Raw genomic sequence first — 16,921 nt, 5'->3', positions numbered from 1 at the left:
GCTCATGCCTCGCGGTGGGCGAGGCAACTGCGGACGAAGTCCTGGACCACCGGGTCGGTGTCGGCGCCGGGACGCCAGACGACGCCGACTCGGGTGGGGCTGACGCCGGTGACCGGGCGGTAGACGATGCCGGGGCGAGCGAAGAAGCGGGCCGCCGACGCGGGCGCGAGGGCAATGCCGTAGCCGTTGGCCACGGCGCTGAGCCAGTCGTCGGTGCGGTCGGTGATCGCGCCGATGCGGACCGGATGGCCCGCGCGTTCGTCGGTCGCCAGCCAGAAGTCGCGCCAGGCACCGGTTTCGGGTGGGGCCGCGACGAAAGGCTCGTCCCACAGTTCATGGAACTCGATGGCCGCCCGGGTGGCGAGCGGATGCGCGGCGGGCAGCGCGACCCACCGGGGCTCGGTCAGCAACCATTGGGTCCGCAGGGCGTGGTCGCCGGGAAAAGGCAAGCGCAGCAAGGCGACATCGACCTCGCCGTCGATCAGCCCGGCGGTCGGATTCGACCAGGCCGCCGCCTGCCGCATATCGACCCGCCACCCCGGCCTGCGCCTGGTGAACTCGGCGATGATGGGCTGGGTGGACTCATTGGCCGCGCTGGCGACATAGCCGACGCGCAGCACACTGGCCGCCCGGCTCGCGGCGCTCCGGGTCTCCGTCAGCGCCTCGTCCCAGCTGCCCAGCACCCTCGGCGCCCGGGCGGCGAGGGCCCGGCCCGGATCCGTCAGCGCCATACCGGCTTTCGACCGGGTGAACAGCTGCACACCGAGCTGAGCCTCCAGCTGCTTGATCTGTTTGGTCAGCGCGGGCTGTGACACGAACAACCGCTCGGCGGCCCGGCTGAGGTTCCCCTCCTCCGCCACGGCGGCGAAGTACCGCAGCAAGCGCGTGTCGACATCCATGCCATCAGGTTATAGATGCAGGTATTGGACGTGCGAACCCTGTCCGGCCAGGCTCGAATCATGTTCATCGCCTACCTGATCGCCGCCATTGTCACCATCGTCATCAACGGCGGCATGGCCGTCGCGGACTTCGCCCGAGCCGATTTCGTACTGGCCAATTCCGACGCGGTCAGCTTCCCCCGGTCCTGGATCCCGCTCGCCGGGGCGCTGAAAATGGCCGGGGCCGTCGGTGTCCTGGTGGGTCTGCTGGGTGCACGCCCCCTCGGCATCGCTGCGGCACTCGGCCTCATGCTGTACTTCGCCGCCGCCCTGATCGTTCACGTCCGTACCCGGGTCATCGGCAACATCGCTTTTCCGGGAGCGTATTTCGCGTTCGCGGCGGCGACGCTGGTGCTGGCCGTCGCACAGTAGCGTTACGGTCCCGTGGGATTCGTCAGCAGGCGACGGCGCACTCGGGCGTGTGCCGGTGTGCGGTCCGGCGCAGGCGGGTCAGGGCGCGGCCGGAGTCCCGATGCACGTCGAGTACCCGGATACCCAGTGCGACAGCCGTTTCCAGGGGTGAGAGCCCTACTGCTACGCGCAGGGTGAGGATTTCGCGCTGCTGGTCGGTCAGCTCGCCGGGTAGTCGAGGACGTGACGTTTCATAGCGGGCGAGACGGGTCGCGCGGTGCGCGGTCGAATGCAGGAATTCCAGGAAGTCGCGGCGCGCGGCGTGCGCGGTGGGCCAGCCGGTAGCGACGGTGGCACTGACCTCGGTGGCCAGCCGATCGGCGTCCGGGCTCGCGCCGAGTGCCGCGCGGCAATAGGCGGTGGCGAATCGGCGGGTGTAGTTCAGTACCTCCGCCAAGGCGTATCGGCGGCCGAGTGCGGCGGCGGTCAGAGTGTCCAGCGGGGGGACCGGCGGGCGCGAGTCGACCGGGGTCGGTTCGGCGGCGGTGCGGGGAAGCAGGGGGGAACGGCCGGGCATGGGAGGTCCTCTGGTCAGCCGGGCAGCCGCCCGGTTATCGGATCTCCCCCTCTGTCACGGGACCTGAGAGCTTCACCGCGGGATACGCGATTTGCACCGTAGGTGAGGCGTGGATACGCCTGCTTTCCAGAGTTGCCTGGTCGAAACGGTATCTGTACCTGAGAGATTCCGGGGAGGTTGCTCCTTCGGTACCCCGGGTTCCGGGGTTCTCCCGCCACGACTCATAGCGGCCGAGTATTCGATTGTCCGGGCGAGCCTAGTCGACAAGCGGGTTGCTGGCCAGGGACCAGCAACCCGATGGCATCCGAAACGTGGCCTATCTCACCGCGTCCTACTTGGGATCGCTGAGCAGCCACTGGTCACGCGGGGTGCGGCGGCGCTCCCGGCGGCTGCCGACCCGGGCCCGCATGGCATAGCGCGCGGGGGAGTCCTGGGCGGTCAGCTGATGCCAGCCGCTGCCGCCGGTGATGTCGAAGACGCCGATGTAGCCGCCGGGCAGCAGCTGGAACGGCGTGGTGATGTGCTTGCCGAAGTCGAACTGGGTGCTGCCCGCGGTCCGGAAGTTCTCGAACCAGGCCGGAAATACGAAGTCCGACACCGTGACTCCGTCGATCTGATAGCCGTACTGATCCGCCTCACAGGCGTCGGCGACCTCGTAGGCGTAGATGCGGCCCGCGGTCCCGGAGGTGAACACATAGGCGGCCAGGTTGATGTCGGGGTCGGCGAGCATCTCGAGCAGTTCGTGGCTCGCGGTCACGCTCCACTGCAGCCCGGCGTCGAGGTCGCTGCGCGCGAACACTTTTCCGATCGGCAGGCCCTCGGAGGTGAGGTCGTGGTAGCCGAGCGCGCCGGCCTGATCCGAATCATCGGAGACGACCAGCCACCAGGCGCCGGGCTCGGGCTGCTGATTGCTTGCCACAAAGGTCAGGTCGGCGTCACTGCCCCAGGCGGGGGCCCAATCCCGGTGCACCTGCGTCTGCAGGGCGGGCACCACGGCGGATACCTGGGCGTCGGTCAGTACGGTACTGCGGTTCAACACGGCAATATGTATGGCAGACATGGCGATTCTCGAATCTTGTAGTGTTCCCAGCCTCATCGGCGCGGCGTCATTCGATCTTGCTGCTGTCATCTTCGCGCGAAAATCACAGGGAGGCAGGCGGAAAGTGCGCATCATCGATCTTTCGGTACCGATCAGGTCCGGTATGCCGGTGTATCCCGGCGACCCGGAGGTCACGCTCCGGCCCGCGCTCACGGTGGCCGTCGACGGTGTCAATGTGCTGCACCTGGACATGGGTTCGCAGACGGGGACGCATGTGGACGCGCCACGACATATCGACGACTCGCTGCCTACCCTCGACGAGCTGCCGCTGGAACGATTCGTCGGGCCCGCGGTCGTGATCGACGCGCGCGCGGTGGGGGCGGGCGGGGCGATCGGGCGCGAGTTCTTCGAAGGCCGGGTGGCGGCGGGACAGATCGTGTTGATCGTCACCGGGTGGTCGCGGCACTGGGGCACCCGCGAGTATCTGAACCATCCGCATCTGACGGTGGCGGCGGCCGAGTATCTGATCGCGGTCGGGGTGCGGACGATCGGGGTCGACGCGCTGTCCGTCGATCCGACGCCTACCGAGGAGATTCCCGTGCATCGGATCCTGTGCGGCGCGCACGGTGTGATCGCCGAGAATCTGACCGGTTTGTCCGAACTACTGGCGCTGCAGGAGGCCGGACGGCCGATCGAGGTCTCGCTGTTCCCGCTCAATCTGCCCGGGGCCGACGGTGCTCCCGTACGGGCGGTCGCGCGCGTCGAAGGGTGAGGTCAGGGCCCCGAAGTGTGAGAGAAACGTCAGTGTGTCGCATTTTGCCGCGCGGCTCACACGATCTTCGTAGACTGCTCTGGAAACTGGGGGTGTCGGGGCCCCCGACCCGCGCTCGATCAGAAGGACTCCGCACGTGAATCGTTGTGCCGTAACCACTTTGCTAGCCGTTGCGGCTATCGTGACCGCCGCGCCGGTCGCGTCGGCGGAGATTCCGCTCATCGACGTCTCCACGACCACCACCACGCCGGGCGCCACCACGCCGACCCCCACCTCCACCGACCCCGATCCGAACGCGCCGATGGAGGCCAACGTCACCGGATCCTCGGGCCTCAAGCTCGGCGGCGCGTTCGGCTCGGCGAGCACCGGATCCGCCGGACCGGGCGGCCCGTGCACGGTGCTCGGCACCGCGTCCGCGCTCTCGGGCTTCGCGGCGCTGGGCTGCGACGGCTTCAAGAGCAACAACATCCAGACCAACCCCAACCAGGTGCCGGGTACTACCAAGTAGAACCGCCACCCGGAGATTCCTGTCGAGCACGACCGAGGGGCACCGACAATCGAGTCGGCGCCCCTCGGTCGTGTCGTCTGTCAGCCGCGGTCGGCGTTCCCGGCCTTCCACTGCTCCCACGGAATGTTCCAGTCGCCCAGCCCGTCCACGCCCGAGAGCGTGCCGCCGACCGTGTTCTTCACGATGGTGATGTCACCGCGCTTGACGTTGTCGTAGACCCACTTGGCGTCCGCCGGGCTCAGATTCAGGCAGCCGTGACTGGTGTTGACCGAACCCTGCTGGCCCACCGACCACGGGGCCGAGTGGAAGAAGATGCCCGAGTACGAGATTCGCGTCGCCCAATCGATCGGCGTCTTGTAGCCGCCCGGCGCGTTCACCGGGACACCGTAGGTGGAGGAATCCATGATGATCCGGTCGAACTTGTCGCCCACGATGTAGACGCCGTTGTCGGTGGGCGTGGAGTTCTTGCCCATCGAGGTCGGCATGGTCCGGATCACCTCGCCGTTGCGTTCGACGGTGACCATCTTGGTGTCGTCGTCGGCGGTGAAGATGGTGGCGTCGCCGATGGTGAAGCTGGAGTGGATGTCGCTGTCGCCGACCAGTCCGCTGCCGAGATCCCGGCCGTAGGCCTGCACGGCGATATCGACCTTGGTGCCCGGGGCCCAGTAGTGCTGTGGCCGCCAGCGCACCTCACGGTTGTTGACCCAGTAGAACGCGCCCTCCACCGCGGGCGTCGTGGTGATCTTGATCGCGTTCTGGGCGGCCTGGCGATCCGGGATGTTCTCGTCGAACTGCACGGCCACCGGCTGGCCGATCCCGACCACATCGTTCTCGGCGGGCAACAGATAGGGATGCGTGCGATTGTTCGGGGTGATCGTGGTGAAACTCATAGTCGTGGTGGTGGATCCGCCCAGCCCGATGGCATTCGCGCTGAGCTTGTAGGTCTTGCCGAACCCCATCTGCTCGGTCAGTTTCCAGGAACTGCCGTCCTGCGCCAGCTCACCCCCGACCGGCTTACCGTCCGGATTGGTCAGCGCCACATCGGTGAACTTGCCGTCCTCCACCTTCAAGGTCAGCTCACCCGGCGAAACACCCTTGTCCCCGTCCTTGACCGGCGCGATCACCTTCGGCTTGATCAGCTCACCGATCGGATTGGAATCGATTGCCCCCGCCGTGGATTGGTGCTTGCTCCCCGACGAGCATCCGACCACCGCCAACGCCAGTACGGACACCACCGCCCCCACACCCAGCAACCGCCTAGCCCGTCGCCGACCCTTCGCGCCACTCATCGCAACCCCGTTCACGTATCGGCGCCCGACCGCGCGCCTGTGCCGACCCACCACGCTTCTCCCCAAACATCCGAGATCACCCCCGCCGCGTTAACAACCCTCGACCCCCCGGAAAACCCCCAGCTCAGAGGGGCGATTTCACTTTCCGTGCAGACTCCTGTTAATGTTCTTTCCGCACCGCAGAGAGCCAAAGCGAAAGCCCAAGCCCCCGGCGGCGATACACGCGCCATTAGCTCAATTGGCAGAGCAGCTGACTCTTAATCAGCGGGTTCGGGGTTCGAGTCCCTGATGGCGCACAACAAGAGGAGCCCCGACCAGGTAATTCTGGTCGGGGGCTTCTCTCGTTCAATGGGATCAACGGGTCTCGATATCACGAGCTGTCACAACCGCCCCCCCAAAGTGGCCGCTGCGTCCGCCAGGGCATCCTTCCGCGAGTGCGCATAGGTCCGCTGCGTGAAACCGGCATCGGTGTGGCCCAACCACTCCGCGATCACGGCGATGGGCACACGTCGCAGATGCATGAGCGTCCCCGCGCTGAGCCGGCAGTCGTGCAGCCGAATGTGCCGCACGCCCGCCGCCTTGGCCGCCTTGCCCCACAAGTGCGTGATCGTCGAAGGGAGGTATGGCCGTCCCGCTTCATCGCGGGCCGCATAGCCGCCCCTAGCTGTAGGCATCCCCGACCGCCGGCTTCTCGCCCGCCTGTCTCCGATGTGCCCGCCGCAGCGCCTCCACCAACTTCTCGTCCATCGGCACGTGCGCCGCGACGCTTCGGTTGTGGGCGGGTCCTCGACCACCATGCCGTCCCGCGCATCGGCCCGACCGATCTCCATCGAGAGCGCCTTCGCGACGAAATCGACATTACGCCACCGCAAACCACCGATTCGGCGCGACGCAATCCGTGTAGCGCCAGGTGCCGCAGATGCGCGTTTCGGTCCTTCGCTATGCTGTCGATCACCTCCTCGGCGGTGAAGGTCTTGTGCTTCCTGTGCCGCCGCGGCACTGCCTTGATCTGATCGGTGACGTTGCGCACCAACAGTTTCCGGTCCATCGCGTGTTCGAGCACCATCAAAATGTCGTGTGGGCGACGGCGCTACGATGCACATGGCTGCTGATGGTGCGCCGCGCCTGGTCCCTCGGCATGTCGGCAGCGCGCAGCGCCGAAAGCCCTCCCGACACCCGAGATCCTGTGGAGCGGTAGAGCATCGGAGTGGCTCGCTGCCGGAGCGAATCGGAGGACGAGCCAACGACCGCCAGCCAGCGGCCGCTACGCGGCGCCTACGGCATCCTTGACACGATCCCGTCCGCGGAGGATGCCTGTATTAGTAGTCAGGGCAGCCGTTGTCATAACGGGCTCGAACGGCACCTATGCATACGTCTACGACGCGTCATCACGGTCGGACGATGTCTTCGTGGGTTTGCCGGTCAGGAGCGTCTTTTCGCGATCCACATTCACGTTGTAGTCCTGCACAATCTGCAATGCCATCGGAGTCGACCGAGACGCTGAGCCACCACCGCTCGCCCTCGTGCGTACCGAGTTCTGCTTCCAGATCGTCGGGGAGCCACCTTTCTTCAATACCTTGATGAGCCGCGCATCGTCTGCGAGTTCCCAGTTTCCTGGCCAAGTCAGCACCATGGCCACCGCCCGCAGAATGATGTTGTCCCAGGTGCTGGCATCGCGACCCCAGGCCGTACTGACCACCTTCAAGACTCGAGTAACCATTCCCGGTGTCTTGCCCATTACCAGCAGAGCCTGGACGGCACCAACACGGTTAGCGCTCGGGGAGGCAGCTACCTGGAGGTCGTCGCCGAGGGCCTGCACTTCATCGTTTACACGAATCGCGATGGGGTCGCCCGCCGTAAGCGAGACCCGGAAGTTATCGAAGGGCCTGACCGGCTTGCGATGCTTGTTCGCGGCAAGGAAGAGTTTTGCCTCCTGCTTGATACTCAGCTGCTCGTAAACCATCACGTCGCGCAGGAAGTCCGGGCCCTCCTTGAGGATGGCGGCCTGGTTGCTGTGCTGTCCATCGATGATCACTAGCTGGCCATCGCTTCGCTTCGAAACCAGAGCCGGGAGAAGCATCTCCACATCCCAACCCTCGGTGATCTTTGCAGTCCAGGCGGCGATCTCCTCTCGTTGCATATAGAGACGCCCCGTGTCCATCGACGGATCGACCGTGAGCTTGCCGACCTTGATCTGTTCGAAGTGCTTGTCCAGTGCCATTTAGTTGCTCCAAAGGTTCGTTAGTCGCCCTCCCGGGCCGTCTCTAGACAGCCTAGGTCAATCCGATGACCTAGGCAATATTCTATGGCCAATGAATTAGGCAAGGTCCGTTAGCGCGTGGAGGTCTGCCATCTTGCAAAGGTATCGGGGTTTCGGCTGTCGAACTGCTCCGCGGAGCGAACGCGCTGGTCCACGCGCAGTCGGTGCACACGGCCGTCACAAGTGACACGGACGCAAAGTCATGGCCACGAGACTCCGTCGAGCGGTCAAATACCCCGCTGTCCGGGCCCGATCCATCTCTTAATCAGCGGGTTCGGGGTTCGAGTCCCTGATGGCGCACCACAGATGAAGCCCCTGACCGGAATCGGTCGGGGGCTTCATTTGGTTGGGGCGGTCGTAGGGTGGGCTCGTGGATACGGGTAGCGAGTTGGAGGGGTTGCGGTCGGTGCTCTCGTGTGTGTTCGAGAAGCTTGGGGCGGAGAGCCTTACCGAGGCTGATCGGGTTGAGTTGGTGGCGCGGGCCGGGGTGGTCGAGGAGCGGATCGACGCGATTCAGTGTGGGCTCGGCGATGAAGCTGGGTAGTCAGCGTTGGCGGGTTGGGCGGAGGATTATTTCGTTTACGTCGACCTCGGTGGGTTGGTTGATGGCGTAGGTAATGGCTGCGGCGATGGTGTCGGGGGTGATGGCGTGGGCTCGGTAGGTGTGCATGGCTTGGGCTGCGGCGGGGTCGGTGATGGAGTTCGCTAGTTCGGAGGTGACTACGCCGGGGGAGATGGTGGTGACTCGGATCGAGGGGGCGCATTCTTGGCGGAGGCCTTCGGTGATTGCCCAGGCGGCGTGCTTGGTGCCGCTGTAGACCGCGCTGGTCGGGACCACCTCGTGTGCGCCGACGCTCGCGATCGTGACGAAGTGGCCTGAGCCCTGTGCGGTGAAATACGGTAGGGCCGAGGCGATTCCGTGCAGGAGGCCGCGGATGTTCACGTCGATCATCCGGTTCCATTCGTCGACCAGCAGTGAGTCGAGCCGCGACAGCGGCATCACCCCGGCATTGTTCACCAGTACGTCGACGCGGCCGGTTCGCTGGTGGGCGGCCGCTACGAAGGCGGCGACGTCGGCCGGGTCGGTGACATCGAGCCGGATCGGGTGCAGGTCGCCGTCGGTGCGTTCGGCCAGTGCGTGCAGGCGGTCGATGCGGCGGGCGCCCGCGATGACGCGATGTCCGGCACCGGCGAGCCGGGCGGCGACGGCCTCGCCGATTCCGCTGCTGGCGCCGGTGATCAGCACGGTCTTCTGTTTCGTGGTCATGCCGACCACCGTGACTCCGATGAGAGCGCGGGGGCAGGACGCCGTTCTCCTGGGAGCAACGCACCCAGGATCATTGCGCGGGAGCGACTTACGATGACCGATATGGCACCCACCGAGCTCGGCGAATACTTGCGCGCCCGGCGCGCGCAACTACGCCCCGAGCAGGTCGACCTGCTGTCGGCGGGGCCGCGCCGGGTTCCGGGGCTGCGGCGCGAGGAGGTGGCGCTGCTGGTCGGGGTCAGCGTCGACTACTACATCCGGCTCGAGCAGGGCCGGGAGCGCGGGCCGTCGGCGCAGGTGGTCGATGCCCTGTCCACCGCGTTGCGGCTCGACGCCGACGGCCGGCAGCATCTGTTCCGGCTGGCGGGGCTCGCCCCGCGCACCCGGATGTCCGTCGCGCCCGACCGTGTCGACGCGAGCCTGTGGCAGCTCATGGGGGCCTGGCCCGATAATCCGGCCATCGTCTACAACCGCGCCTTCGACGTCCTCGCCTCCAATGCGATCGCCGACGCGCTCTTCCACGACTGGACCCACTCGCGCAACCTCATGCACATCGTCTTCACCGACCCCGCCGCCCGGCAGTTCTATGCGGACTGGCCCGACGTCGCCCGAAACTCGGTGGCCGGCTTTCGGTTCGGCCACGGCGAAGCTCCCGACGATCCGCGGATCCAGCAGGTGCTGGGCGAACTACTCGCTCGCAGTGCCGAGTTCACGCGGCTGTGGACTACCCATGATGCTCGGGGAAAGTCCCTGCAGAGCAAGCGGTTCCACCATCGTGATGTCGGCCCGCTCACCTTGACGATGCAGACCTTCGATGTCCGTTCCAGCCCCGGGCAGGCACTCGTCGTCTATCACGCCGCCCCCGACACCCCCAGCAGTCTCGCCCTCACCCTGCTGGGTTCCCTCGCTGCCACTGCCCGCCGAGACTCCTGACCCGCACGGCGGTGTCCGGCCTCAACTTGCTGCCGCCAGCGCCCTCCACACTTTGCGGGAACGCGAACGGGCTTGTGGGGCCGCACATTCGATTCGGCGGCGGGCTTCGTGTGCGCTGATGCGCAGTAGGTCGGTCAATAGCTCTACGGTGTCCCGATAGCCGGTGTCGACCGCCAGGCCGCGGCGTTCGGCTTCAGCGACGGCGGCACGCATGGCGGCGTCCAGTCGCCTCCGGCGGCGTTCGGTTTCGACGAGGGTGCGCAGTAAGTCGACATCGGCCAATTCCGGCCATCCTCGAGCTGGTGCAGCCGGCGCCAGCACGGTCGAATGTATGGTCACGCGAAGCAGCCTACCCCAGGAATAGAACGTATGTTCGATAACTGGCGGAATCGGCGGGCGGCTAATCGTCGGGCGCGGCGCGGCGGTTGCGTTTGGTGACACCGCGCCGCTTCTTCGCGGCGATCCGGCGTTCCTTCGCTCCGCGTGAGGGTTTGGTGGCGCGGCGAGTGGGCGGCGGGGCGGCCGCAGCATCCCGTAGTAGCGCGGCGAGGCGTTCGCGGGCGACGGCCCGGTTCTGCAACTGTGCGCGTTGCTCCGATGCGGCGACCGTGAGCACCCCGTCGACCAGGCGAGTGGCCAGGCGGTCGAGCATCCGGATCCGCAGCGGTTCCGGCACCGAGGGCGAGTTGGCCAGGTCGAACGACAGCTCTACCCGGCTGTCGGTGGTGTTGACATGCTGCCCGCCCGGGCCGGACGACCGTGAGAACCGCTCGCGCAGCTCGGACGCGGGGATCACCAGCGCCCGAGTCACGGTCAGGTCCGCTGCCATGGTCGTTCACGATAGCGACGAGGGAGAAAGTTGGGATCGGTAGGGGGCGGGGCCGGTATTTGCTTGCCGCATGACATCTTCTCAACCTCCTGCCGACCGGCCCCAGTCCGCCGGAATGGATAAAAAGACCAGTGCGATCCTGTCCTATGCGCTGGGGTGGCTCACCGGAATCATCTTCCTGTTCGTGGGGAAGAACGACCCCGATGTGAAGTTCCATGCCGCGCAATCGGTCGTCTTCTTCGGTGCGGTCTCGGTGGTCAATATCGTGCTGAGCATCGTCGGGTCGCTGCTCGGGGCTGTGGGGATCATCTTCAGCCTGGTCGGACTCGTGGTCGCGGTCTTCGCGGTCGTGGTCTGGATCATGGCGATGATTCAGGCCAACAACACCGGCGGCGTCCGCGCGGAGCTACCGCTCGTCGGGAAATACGTTGCCCCGTATGCCGATCGGCTGGCGGCCTCGATCAATTGATGGACCGTCCATGGCCCGGCCTGTGCTCAGGCCGGGCCATGGGTAGTTTCTCGAGGGCGGCCCGTGCGGGGTCGTAGCCGGCGCGCGCGGATTTGCGGTAGGCGCGTTCGGCGGCTTCCCTGCGGCCCAGGGCTTTCCATTGGTCGCCGAGGGCTTTGAGGGCGACCATGTCGCCGTCGTGTTCGACCTCGCGGTAGAGCAGTTCGGCGCGATCGGTTTCGCCGCGGGCCTCGTGAACGGTTGCCAGGTGGACCTTTCCGAGGATGTGACCGTTGTCGATGTAGCGGCGGTACCAGTAGGCGGCTTGGTCCAGGTCGCCCGCCTTCATACACATATGGCCCAGGGTGAGCATCGAGAGCGTCTCGCCGTTCTCGGCGGCCCGCCGGTACCAGCGTTCGGCTTCGGTTCGAGCACCCCGGTTTTCGAGCAGGCGCGCCAGGAAGGACATGGAGAGGGCGTCGTCCATCGCCGCGGCCTGGCGGAGTAGTCGTTCGGCCTCGCCGATGTCGCCGCGCTTCTGGTGATCGCGGGCGCGAGCCAGTATCTGGCCGACCTCGCGTCGCCGCCGACCGGCTCCGGGTGGTCGTGAATTCTCGGCCGGGGCTTCCTGTTTCGGTGTGAGGGCCGGTGGTGTGGGCGAGGTGAGCAGGGTGAGTGCGTCCGGGATGGAGGGGCGTCGCTCCGGCTGCTTGTCCATCAGCCGGGTGACCAGCCGCCCGAGTTGCCCGGCGCGCACGGGCGGGGGAGCCGTCCCGAACATCACCGCCTTCATGGTGCCGTGAATGGTGTCGCGGCGGAACGGCGACACCCCTTCCAACGCGTGGTAGAGCGTGACGCCGAGGGAGTACAGGTCACCGGCCGGTGTGTCCTCGCCGTCGATGCGTTCGGGCGCCATGTACTCGAACGAGCCGATGATCGACTCCTTGGCGGTCAGCGTGTGATCCGAATGATGGCGGGCGGTCCCGAAATCCGTGAGCAGCACCTCGCCCTCGGTGGAGAGCAGAATGTTGCCGGGCTTGACGTCGCGGTGGACCACACCGGCCTCGTGGGCGGCCCGCAACGCCTGCAACAGGGCGTCGGCGATCGCGGTGGCTTCCGCGACCGCCACCGGCCCGTCACTGTCGAGTCGCTGTTTGAGGGATCGGCCGGACACCAGACGCATGACGATCCAGGGCGTCCGGCCGTCGGTGACGACATCCAGGACATTGACGATGTTCGGATGGTCGCGCAGCCGTGCGACATTGCGGGCCTCGCGTTCGGCACGGGCGACCCGCTCGGCGTGCTCGGCGCTCGATTCGGCCTGGGGGAGCAGCACTTCCTTCACCGCGACATCGATCCGCAGCCGGTCGTCGCGCGCCTTCCAGACGGTCCCGAAGCCGCCGCTGCCCAGTTTCTCGATCAACCGGTAGCGGTCGGCGAGCACCCAGCCCGGTCGTCCCAGCGCCGACATGAAGGCCCCCAGCAGTTCTGTGCCCCAGCAACATTCGGAACGAGTCAACCGTACTCGAATCGGGGCGGTGCCGTCCGGTGCCTGCGCCCACGACAGTGATGTCAACATCGTAGGTCTACGGCTTCGGTGCGGCGTAGGCTGAACATATCGGCGGCAGCTCGCATCCGGTTGTATCCAGACCGTTTCGGCAGTCGATTCTCGAAGACCCGGCCCCGCTCGGGGCTGAGACAGGACGACGTCACATCATGGCGACGCAGTCGATCCGCACGTCACAGCCGACTCACATCGGTGCCGTCGCCCGATTCGGGCTGGGCGAACCTCGTCCAAGGGTGTTGATGAAACCCCGTGCGCCGAAAACCGGCTACGTCGACGGTGCCTGGTGGCCGTACACCGCCGACCTCGTGGACGAGCTCCCCGGCCTGATCACCGCCCTCGCGGATCGACTCGGCCCGGTGCTGTGGGTGGCCTACTACCTGATCGACTGGGATACGCCGACCCGTGCGCTGGTCGTCGACGGACAGTCGGTACGGCTCGACTGGCACGGCTACACGCCGGCGCACACGGTCGAACTGATCGATGCCCGCAACCGCAGGCTCGTGGTGTTGGTGGTGCCGCCCGAGGCCGATCCACGCGACGCGTGCGCGGCGATGACCGCGGCGGCCGCGGCGAACGGCACCCCGACGGTGAACGAACTACTCGGACAGGGCCTTCGGCGCAGACGAGCACGTGCCGGAAGGAAGATCGCCGCACGGCGGTGGGCGGATCGCACCACCTCGGCCAACTGATGTCCGCCGGGTCAGTGGGGAGTGGTGGCGGTCTCGTTCCGCGACGCATGACGCCGAAGCCGATGTCGTCGTCGACGCCGAGTCGCTGCTCGATGTCGCGGCGAATCGCATCGAGCTCGTGCCCGAGCGCCGCGACGTCCTCGGTGGCCAAATGCGCGTAGACCGCGACCTGTGTGATCGCCATATTGCCGGCTTAGGCGCGTACTACGATGGATGTCTACGGCGTAGACTAACAGTGTGGACGAGCGCAGGGCTCCGCTGACCCGGACCGCGATGTTGACCGCCGCGCTCGAGATCATCGACCGCGACAGCGTCGACCGGCTTTCGATGCGCCGCCTCGGGCGCGCGCTCGGTCGCGACCCGATGGCGCTCTACCGGCACGCCGTGAACAAGGCGGCACTGCTCGACGGGGTCGCCGAGCTCGTGCTCGCGCAATTGACCGTCGATGCCGACGACTCCGACTGGCGTCATCAGTTGCGCAGCATCGCCCGCGATTTCCGCAAACTCGCTGTCGCGCACCCGAATACGGTGCCGCTACTGGTCACCCTCCCGCTGGCGACGCCGCTGGCGTTGCGCCCCCTGGGCACCCTGCGACCGCTCGAACACATCCTCGAACTACTCACGCGGGCGGACTTCAGCGGCCCCGACTCCCTGCGCATCTACCGTGCGCTGTTCGGATTCCTGCACGGCCACATCCTCACCGAACTGCAGGAACTCATCGAACATCCCGAGGAGACGGATGATCTGCTGCGACTGGGTTTGTATCACCTCCCGATCGGCGAGTTCCCCCTGCTCCGCGCGCTCGCCCCGGCGCTGGCCCGCTACGACGGCGCGATCGAGCTGGAACGTGGCCTCGACATTCTGCTCAGCGGCCTCGCCCGCACCGTTCCCCGCCTCGTCATCCCGGTCGGAGACGCCGACATGATTGCCGCACAACAACGTTGGGAATCCGAGGGCGGGGCGGGCCGCTCGGCGACGGTCAGCGGCCGGGCACGGGCAGCGTCGCGGTGAGGCCGGTCAACAGGATGTCCAGGCCGCGTTCGAGTTCGGCCGCGCCGTCATAAGAGGCCAGCACCGGCGCGAGAGCGCGCACCAGCGGAAACTCCTCGAGCGGAAGGCGATACAAGCCCAAGCGCAGTACCTCGTCGGTCTCCTCGGGCCGCTCCACGATCTCTTGCAGCTCGTTGAGTACGTGCCCGTAGAGGAATCCGAACAGCGCACGGTACACATGAAGCGCGTCCGCGCCGGAAAACCCCGCGCGGGTGAGCAATTCGAGGATGTCCTCCAGCGGGCGCACCACCGACGGCGGGCGCAGGCCCAGCGGCGTGGACAGCGGCCGGGTCACCAGCAGCGGCACCACCCGCGGATGTGCCAGCGCCAGCCGGCGGAAATTCCTTGCGACGACCCGTAACTGATTGCTCCAGTCGGTGTCGGTGGCATCGACGGAAAGTTGGGCGAAGACGATTTCGGCGACCCCGTCGAGGACCGCCGCCTTGTTCGCCACATGCCGGTAGATCACCATCGGATCGCGCCCGACGGCCTCGGCCAGCCGCCGCATCGACAACCCGTCGACACCGTCGCGATCGATCAGCTCGAGTGCGGCGGTCAAGACGACCGCCCTGGTGATCGGGCCGTTGCCGGGTTCGGCCCGCCGGTTCGCGGATCGCGAGGTCTTGCCGGTGTCGCGCTCGACCATGCGGAGGATCCTCCGTTCCCTTCGGACCATCCGAATGCCATGATCGTAGACATACGCCGTTGACAGCGCGGTACTACCGCCGCCGGGGTGTTCGAAGTTGCGCAGCCCGCCGCATCTGCTCGTCGGCGAGTTGGACCGGGGTGTCGAACGGGACGATGCGCAGGATCAGCAGGCTGCCGTCGATTCCGGTGAGTCGCATGACCGCGGGCGGCTGATCGAGGCCGGGGCTGTACAACTCGATGCCGTTGGCGTGATCGATGCCGCGCTGGGCCAGACTTCTGGCATTCCAGTCGAATCCGATGCGCGCTATCGACCCCATGCGCGGAGTGACGGCGTCGATCAGATCCTGCAGTTCGGCGGTGAGATCGGAGGACCAGGGCCACCAAGCGCCGTCGACTTCGCCGGTCCCGGTGCGGAGCTCCTGCAGCAGCAGCCGTGGCGCACGGGTCGGCACGGGGAAGGGTCGGGTCCGATCCGGGTCCGGCCCGATGTGGGGGGTGTAGAAGTGGAACATCTCAGACCTTCGAGTCCAGCAGGATCGCGCGGGCGAGGTTGCGGTCGGTGGCCGAGGTGATGACCCGCAGGACGATCATGCCGCCGCCGCGGCCGAAGACGTACATGGTGTTGCCGAGTTCGAACGAGTGGGCATCCAGTTGCACCGGCCGGTCCCCGAGGACCAGTCGACCGCGGGCCGGTGACCAGCTGGTGCGGTCGTAGACCACGCGTCGCGCAGGTCCCAGGCGGCTTGCCAGCGACGTGAGCAGGCCCGGCAATTCCGCTGCGAGATCATCGGATCGGGGCCACCACACGCCGTCGATGTACCCGGCGTCCTCACCTCGCGGCTCCAGCCGCAAGCGCGGTGCGCGGTCCGGCGGACCTTCCGGCCCGGCCGCGTGGTCGTGTCCCCACCTTCGGAGGACACCTTCAAAGATGATCATGAGTGCTTGCCTACTTCCGAGCTGTTGGTGGCATACGGTGCCGCGGAGGCGGTTTCGCGCGCCAGGAAGCCGCTGATCTCGCCGATCGCGCTCATCAGCGGCGCCGGGAAGACGATGGTGGTGTTCTTGTCGACGCCCAGTTCGATCAGGGTCTGCAGATTGCGCAGTTGCAGGGCGAGTGGGTGCGCCATCATGGTGTCGGAGGCATCGCCGAGTGCCGCCGCTGCCATCGATTCACCTTCGGCGGCAATGATTTTCGCGCGCTTCTCGCGCTCGGCCTCGGCTTGCCGTGCCATCGCCCGCTTCATGCTCTCCGGTAACTGGATGTCCTTGAGCTCGACCAGGGTGACCTCGACACCCCATTCCAGGGTGGTGACATCGAGAATCCGGCGAATATCGACATTGATCGAGTCGGTCTCGGCCAACGCCTGATCGAGGGTGTGCTGTCCGACCACCTTGCGCAGCGTGGTCTGCGCGATCTGATCGATTGCGGCGTAGACGTTCTCGATCGCCACGACCGATTTCTGGGCATCGACGACCCGGAAGTAGGCGACGGCGGAGATATCGACGCTGACATTGTCACGGGTGATGATGCCCTGCGACTGGATCGGCATGGTGATGATGCGCAACGACACCCGCGGTAGCCGATCGACCACCGGGATGATGAAGTTCAGCCCCGGTTCCCGGACCGCGATCACCCGCCCGAGCCGGAACAACACTCCCTTCTCGTACTGCGTCACCACCCGGATCGACAACGCGAGCCCGATCAGAACCACCACGAGTACGACGATCGCGACACCGAGTATGTTCACGGCTCCTC

General features: G+C 66.6%; 23 protein-coding genes, 1 tRNA gene, 1 pseudogene and 1 riboswitch. Of the genes and pseudogenes, 10 read left to right on the top strand and 15 right to left on the bottom strand.

Annotated elements, in window-relative coordinates:
• Window positions 1-2: 2 nt before the first annotated feature.
• Window positions 3-899, bottom strand: a complete 897-nt coding sequence (locus ACFXHA_RS17070) for a LysR family transcriptional regulator (protein WP_379357616.1) — start codon at window positions 897-899, stop codon at window positions 3-5.
• 15 nt (window positions 900-914) lie between these two features.
• Between ACFXHA_RS17070 and ACFXHA_RS17065 the strand changes: the two genes are divergently transcribed.
• Entirely contained in the window at window positions 915-1,310 is a 396-nt protein-coding gene (locus tag ACFXHA_RS17065) for a DoxX family protein (protein ID WP_379357614.1), read from the top strand.
• Between the two features lie 22 nt (window positions 1,311-1,332).
• Here ACFXHA_RS17065 and ACFXHA_RS17060 read toward each other — a convergent pair whose 3' ends face one another.
• The gene (locus tag ACFXHA_RS17060) at window positions 1,333-1,866 is read right to left on the bottom strand and encodes a hypothetical protein (RefSeq protein WP_379357612.1); all 534 of its coding nucleotides are present in this window, start codon (window positions 1,864-1,866) and stop codon (window positions 1,333-1,335) included.
• A 136-nt stretch (window positions 1,867-2,002) separates the two neighbouring features.
• Window positions 2,003-2,090, bottom strand: a riboswitch (glycine riboswitch).
• Between the two features lie 107 nt (window positions 2,091-2,197).
• On the bottom strand, window positions 2,198-2,902 hold the full coding sequence (locus tag ACFXHA_RS17055) for a hypothetical protein (protein ID WP_379357610.1): 705 nt from the start codon (window positions 2,900-2,902) through the stop codon (window positions 2,198-2,200).
• A 127-nt stretch (window positions 2,903-3,029) separates the two neighbouring features.
• Here ACFXHA_RS17055 and ACFXHA_RS17050 point away from each other — a divergent pair, with 127 nt between their 5' ends.
• Both ACFXHA_RS17050 and ACFXHA_RS17045 read left to right on the top strand, forming a co-directional pair.
• A complete protein-coding gene (locus tag ACFXHA_RS17050) occupies window positions 3,030-3,677 on the top strand; it encodes a cyclase family protein (protein ID WP_379357608.1) in 648 nt (215 codons plus the stop codon).
• A 181-nt stretch (window positions 3,678-3,858) separates the two neighbouring features.
• On the top strand, window positions 3,859-4,185 hold the full coding sequence (locus ACFXHA_RS17045; RefSeq protein WP_379357606.1) for a hypothetical protein: 327 nt from the start codon (window positions 3,859-3,861) through the stop codon (window positions 4,183-4,185).
• An 80-nt stretch (window positions 4,186-4,265) separates the two neighbouring features.
• On the opposite strand, the gene ACFXHA_RS17040 is transcribed toward ACFXHA_RS17045, so the two are convergent.
• Complete coding sequence (locus tag ACFXHA_RS17040; protein WP_379357604.1) at window positions 4,266-5,474, bottom strand: Ig-like domain-containing protein; 1,209 nt, start codon at window positions 5,472-5,474, stop codon at window positions 4,266-4,268.
• Between the two features lie 223 nt (window positions 5,475-5,697).
• On the opposite strand from ACFXHA_RS17040, the gene ACFXHA_RS17035 reads away from it, so the two are divergent.
• A tRNA-Lys gene (locus ACFXHA_RS17035) sits at window positions 5,698-5,770 on the top strand.
• Between the two features lie 84 nt (window positions 5,771-5,854).
• Here ACFXHA_RS17035 and ACFXHA_RS17030 read toward each other — a convergent pair.
• Window positions 5,855-6,148: a tyrosine-type recombinase/integrase gene (locus ACFXHA_RS17030; protein ID WP_379357602.1), complete on the bottom strand. Its 294-nt coding sequence runs from the start codon at window positions 6,146-6,148 to the stop codon at window positions 5,855-5,857.
• 245 nt (window positions 6,149-6,393) lie between these two features.
• Here ACFXHA_RS17030 and ACFXHA_RS17025 point away from each other — a divergent pair, with 245 nt between their 5' ends.
• Entirely contained in the window at window positions 6,394-6,672 is a 279-nt protein-coding gene (locus tag ACFXHA_RS17025; protein WP_379357600.1) for a hypothetical protein, read from the top strand.
• A 177-nt stretch (window positions 6,673-6,849) separates the two neighbouring features.
• On the opposite strand, the gene ACFXHA_RS17020 is transcribed toward ACFXHA_RS17025, so the two are convergent.
• Window positions 6,850-7,695, bottom strand: coding sequence for a DUF6551 family protein (locus ACFXHA_RS17020; protein ID WP_379357598.1), 846 nt, complete (start codon window positions 7,693-7,695; stop codon window positions 6,850-6,852).
• A gap of 409 nt (window positions 7,696-8,104) precedes the next feature.
• On the opposite strand from ACFXHA_RS17020, the gene ACFXHA_RS17015 reads away from it, so the two are divergent.
• A complete protein-coding gene (locus tag ACFXHA_RS17015) occupies window positions 8,105-8,278 on the top strand; it encodes a hypothetical protein (protein WP_379357596.1) in 174 nt (57 codons plus the stop codon).
• On the opposite strand, the gene ACFXHA_RS17010 is transcribed toward ACFXHA_RS17015, so the two are convergent.
• Window positions 8,279-9,001, bottom strand: a complete 723-nt coding sequence (locus tag ACFXHA_RS17010; RefSeq protein WP_379357594.1) for an SDR family oxidoreductase — start codon at window positions 8,999-9,001, stop codon at window positions 8,279-8,281.
• A gap of 102 nt (window positions 9,002-9,103) precedes the next feature.
• Between ACFXHA_RS17010 and ACFXHA_RS17005 the strand changes: the two genes are divergently transcribed.
• Entirely contained in the window at window positions 9,104-9,934 is an 831-nt protein-coding gene (locus tag ACFXHA_RS17005) for a helix-turn-helix transcriptional regulator (protein ID WP_379357592.1), read from the top strand.
• A gap of 21 nt (window positions 9,935-9,955) precedes the next feature.
• On the opposite strand, the gene ACFXHA_RS17000 is transcribed toward ACFXHA_RS17005, so the two are convergent.
• Window positions 9,956-10,273 (bottom strand): DUF222 domain-containing protein, encoded by a 318-nt coding sequence (locus tag ACFXHA_RS17000; protein WP_379357590.1) that lies wholly within the window; start codon window positions 10,271-10,273, stop codon window positions 9,956-9,958.
• 61 nt (window positions 10,274-10,334) lie between these two features.
• Window positions 10,335-10,763 carry an alternative ribosome rescue aminoacyl-tRNA hydrolase ArfB gene (arfB, locus tag ACFXHA_RS16995; RefSeq protein WP_379357588.1) on the bottom strand — a complete coding sequence of 143 codons (429 nt, stop codon included), beginning with the start codon at window positions 10,761-10,763 and terminating at the stop codon, window positions 10,335-10,337.
• A gap of 115 nt (window positions 10,764-10,878) precedes the next feature.
• Here arfB and ACFXHA_RS16990 point away from each other — a divergent pair, with 115 nt between their 5' ends.
• On the top strand, window positions 10,879-11,232 hold the full coding sequence (locus ACFXHA_RS16990) for a DUF4870 domain-containing protein (protein WP_379357586.1): 354 nt from the start codon (window positions 10,879-10,881) through the stop codon (window positions 11,230-11,232).
• Here ACFXHA_RS16990 and ACFXHA_RS16985 read toward each other — a convergent pair.
• Entirely contained in the window at window positions 11,225-12,682 is a 1,458-nt protein-coding gene (locus ACFXHA_RS16985) for a protein kinase (protein WP_379357584.1), read from the bottom strand. The genes ACFXHA_RS16990 and ACFXHA_RS16985 overlap by 8 nt on opposite strands.
• A 335-nt stretch (window positions 12,683-13,017) precedes the next feature.
• Here ACFXHA_RS16985 and ACFXHA_RS16980 point away from each other — a divergent pair, with 335 nt between their 5' ends.
• The gene (locus ACFXHA_RS16980) at window positions 13,018-13,467 is read left to right on the top strand and encodes a DUF5994 family protein (RefSeq protein WP_379357583.1); all 450 of its coding nucleotides are present in this window, start codon (window positions 13,018-13,020) and stop codon (window positions 13,465-13,467) included.
• A 67-nt stretch (window positions 13,468-13,534) separates the two neighbouring features.
• Here ACFXHA_RS16980 and ACFXHA_RS16975 read toward each other — a convergent pair.
• Window positions 13,535-13,651, bottom strand: a pseudogene (locus tag ACFXHA_RS16975) (acyl-CoA desaturase); the annotation flags it as partial.
• Between the two features lie 89 nt (window positions 13,652-13,740).
• On the opposite strand from ACFXHA_RS16975, the gene ACFXHA_RS16970 reads away from it, so the two are divergent.
• Window positions 13,741-14,478 carry a TetR/AcrR family transcriptional regulator gene (locus tag ACFXHA_RS16970; protein ID WP_379358312.1) on the top strand — a complete coding sequence of 246 codons (738 nt, stop codon included), beginning with the start codon at window positions 13,741-13,743 and terminating at the stop codon, window positions 14,476-14,478.
• Here the strand turns inward: ACFXHA_RS16970 and ACFXHA_RS16965 are convergent.
• The 4 genes from ACFXHA_RS16965 to ACFXHA_RS16950 form a co-directional block, all read right to left on the bottom strand.
• Window positions 14,447-15,163 (bottom strand): TetR/AcrR family transcriptional regulator C-terminal domain-containing protein, encoded by a 717-nt coding sequence (locus ACFXHA_RS16965; RefSeq protein WP_379357581.1) that lies wholly within the window; start codon window positions 15,161-15,163, stop codon window positions 14,447-14,449. The two genes, ACFXHA_RS16970 and ACFXHA_RS16965, sit on opposite strands and share 32 nt — an antisense overlap.
• 73 nt (window positions 15,164-15,236) lie before the next feature.
• Window positions 15,237-15,677: a DUF5994 family protein gene (locus ACFXHA_RS16960; protein ID WP_379357579.1), complete on the bottom strand. Its 441-nt coding sequence runs from the start codon at window positions 15,675-15,677 to the stop codon at window positions 15,237-15,239.
• A 1-nt stretch (window position 15,678) separates the two neighbouring features.
• Entirely contained in the window at window positions 15,679-16,101 is a 423-nt protein-coding gene (locus ACFXHA_RS16955) for a DUF5994 family protein (RefSeq protein ID WP_379357577.1), read from the bottom strand.
• A complete protein-coding gene (locus ACFXHA_RS16950; RefSeq protein ID WP_379357575.1) occupies window positions 16,098-16,913 on the bottom strand; it encodes an SPFH domain-containing protein in 816 nt (271 codons plus the stop codon). Before ACFXHA_RS16950 ends, ACFXHA_RS16955 begins: the two co-directional genes overlap by 4 nt.
• Window positions 16,914-16,921: the final 8 nt, after the last annotated feature.

Source organism: Nocardia sp. NPDC059240 (assembly GCF_042753865.1).
Classification (GTDB): Bacteria; Actinomycetota; Actinomycetes; order Mycobacteriales; family Mycobacteriaceae; genus Nocardia.
Note: the sequence above shows the minus strand (reverse complement) of the source record. Positions and strands in the feature narration are given on the sequence as shown.

Bases quoted from the DNA above. Each gene is read 5' to 3' on its own strand.
- ACFXHA_RS17005 (WP_379357592.1), top strand. From the start codon at position 9,104: ATGGCACCCACCGAGCTCGGCGAATACTTGCGCGCCCGGCGCGCGCAA.
- ACFXHA_RS16960 (WP_379357579.1), bottom strand. From the start codon at position 15,677: ATGTTCCACTTCTACACCCCCCACATCGGGCCGGACCCGGATCGGACC.
- ACFXHA_RS16980 (WP_379357583.1), top strand. From the start codon at position 13,018: ATGAAACCCCGTGCGCCGAAAACCGGCTACGTCGACGGTGCCTGGTGG.
- ACFXHA_RS17060 (WP_379357612.1), bottom strand. From the start codon at position 1,866: ATGCCCGGCCGTTCCCCCCTGCTTCCCCGCACCGCCGCCGAACCGACC.
- ACFXHA_RS16985 (WP_379357584.1), bottom strand. From the start codon at position 12,682: ATGTCGGCGCTGGGACGACCGGGCTGGGTGCTCGCCGACCGCTACCGG.
- ACFXHA_RS17010 (WP_379357594.1), bottom strand. From the start codon at position 9,001: ATGACCACGAAACAGAAGACCGTGCTGATCACCGGCGCCAGCAGCGGA.
- ACFXHA_RS16970 (WP_379358312.1), top strand. From the start codon at position 13,741: ATGTTGACCGCCGCGCTCGAGATCATCGACCGCGACAGCGTCGACCGG.
- arfB (WP_379357588.1), bottom strand. From the start codon at position 10,763: ATGGCAGCGGACCTGACCGTGACTCGGGCGCTGGTGATCCCCGCGTCC.
- ACFXHA_RS17070 (WP_379357616.1), bottom strand. From the start codon at position 899: ATGGATGTCGACACGCGCTTGCTGCGGTACTTCGCCGCCGTGGCGGAG.
- ACFXHA_RS16955 (WP_379357577.1), bottom strand. From the start codon at position 16,101: ATGATCATCTTTGAAGGTGTCCTCCGAAGGTGGGGACACGACCACGCG.
- ACFXHA_RS16965 (WP_379357581.1), bottom strand. From the start codon at position 15,163: ATGGTCGAGCGCGACACCGGCAAGACCTCGCGATCCGCGAACCGGCGG.
- ACFXHA_RS17040 (WP_379357604.1), bottom strand. From the start codon at position 5,474: ATGAGTGGCGCGAAGGGTCGGCGACGGGCTAGGCGGTTGCTGGGTGTG.
- ACFXHA_RS17030 (WP_379357602.1), bottom strand. From the start codon at position 6,148: ATGCCTACAGCTAGGGGCGGCTATGCGGCCCGCGATGAAGCGGGACGG.
- ACFXHA_RS17025 (WP_379357600.1), top strand. From the start codon at position 6,394: ATGCGCGTTTCGGTCCTTCGCTATGCTGTCGATCACCTCCTCGGCGGT.
- ACFXHA_RS16990 (WP_379357586.1), top strand. From the start codon at position 10,879: ATGGATAAAAAGACCAGTGCGATCCTGTCCTATGCGCTGGGGTGGCTC.
- ACFXHA_RS17065 (WP_379357614.1), top strand. From the start codon at position 915: ATGCAGGTATTGGACGTGCGAACCCTGTCCGGCCAGGCTCGAATCATG.
- ACFXHA_RS17020 (WP_379357598.1), bottom strand. From the start codon at position 7,695: ATGGCACTGGACAAGCACTTCGAACAGATCAAGGTCGGCAAGCTCACG.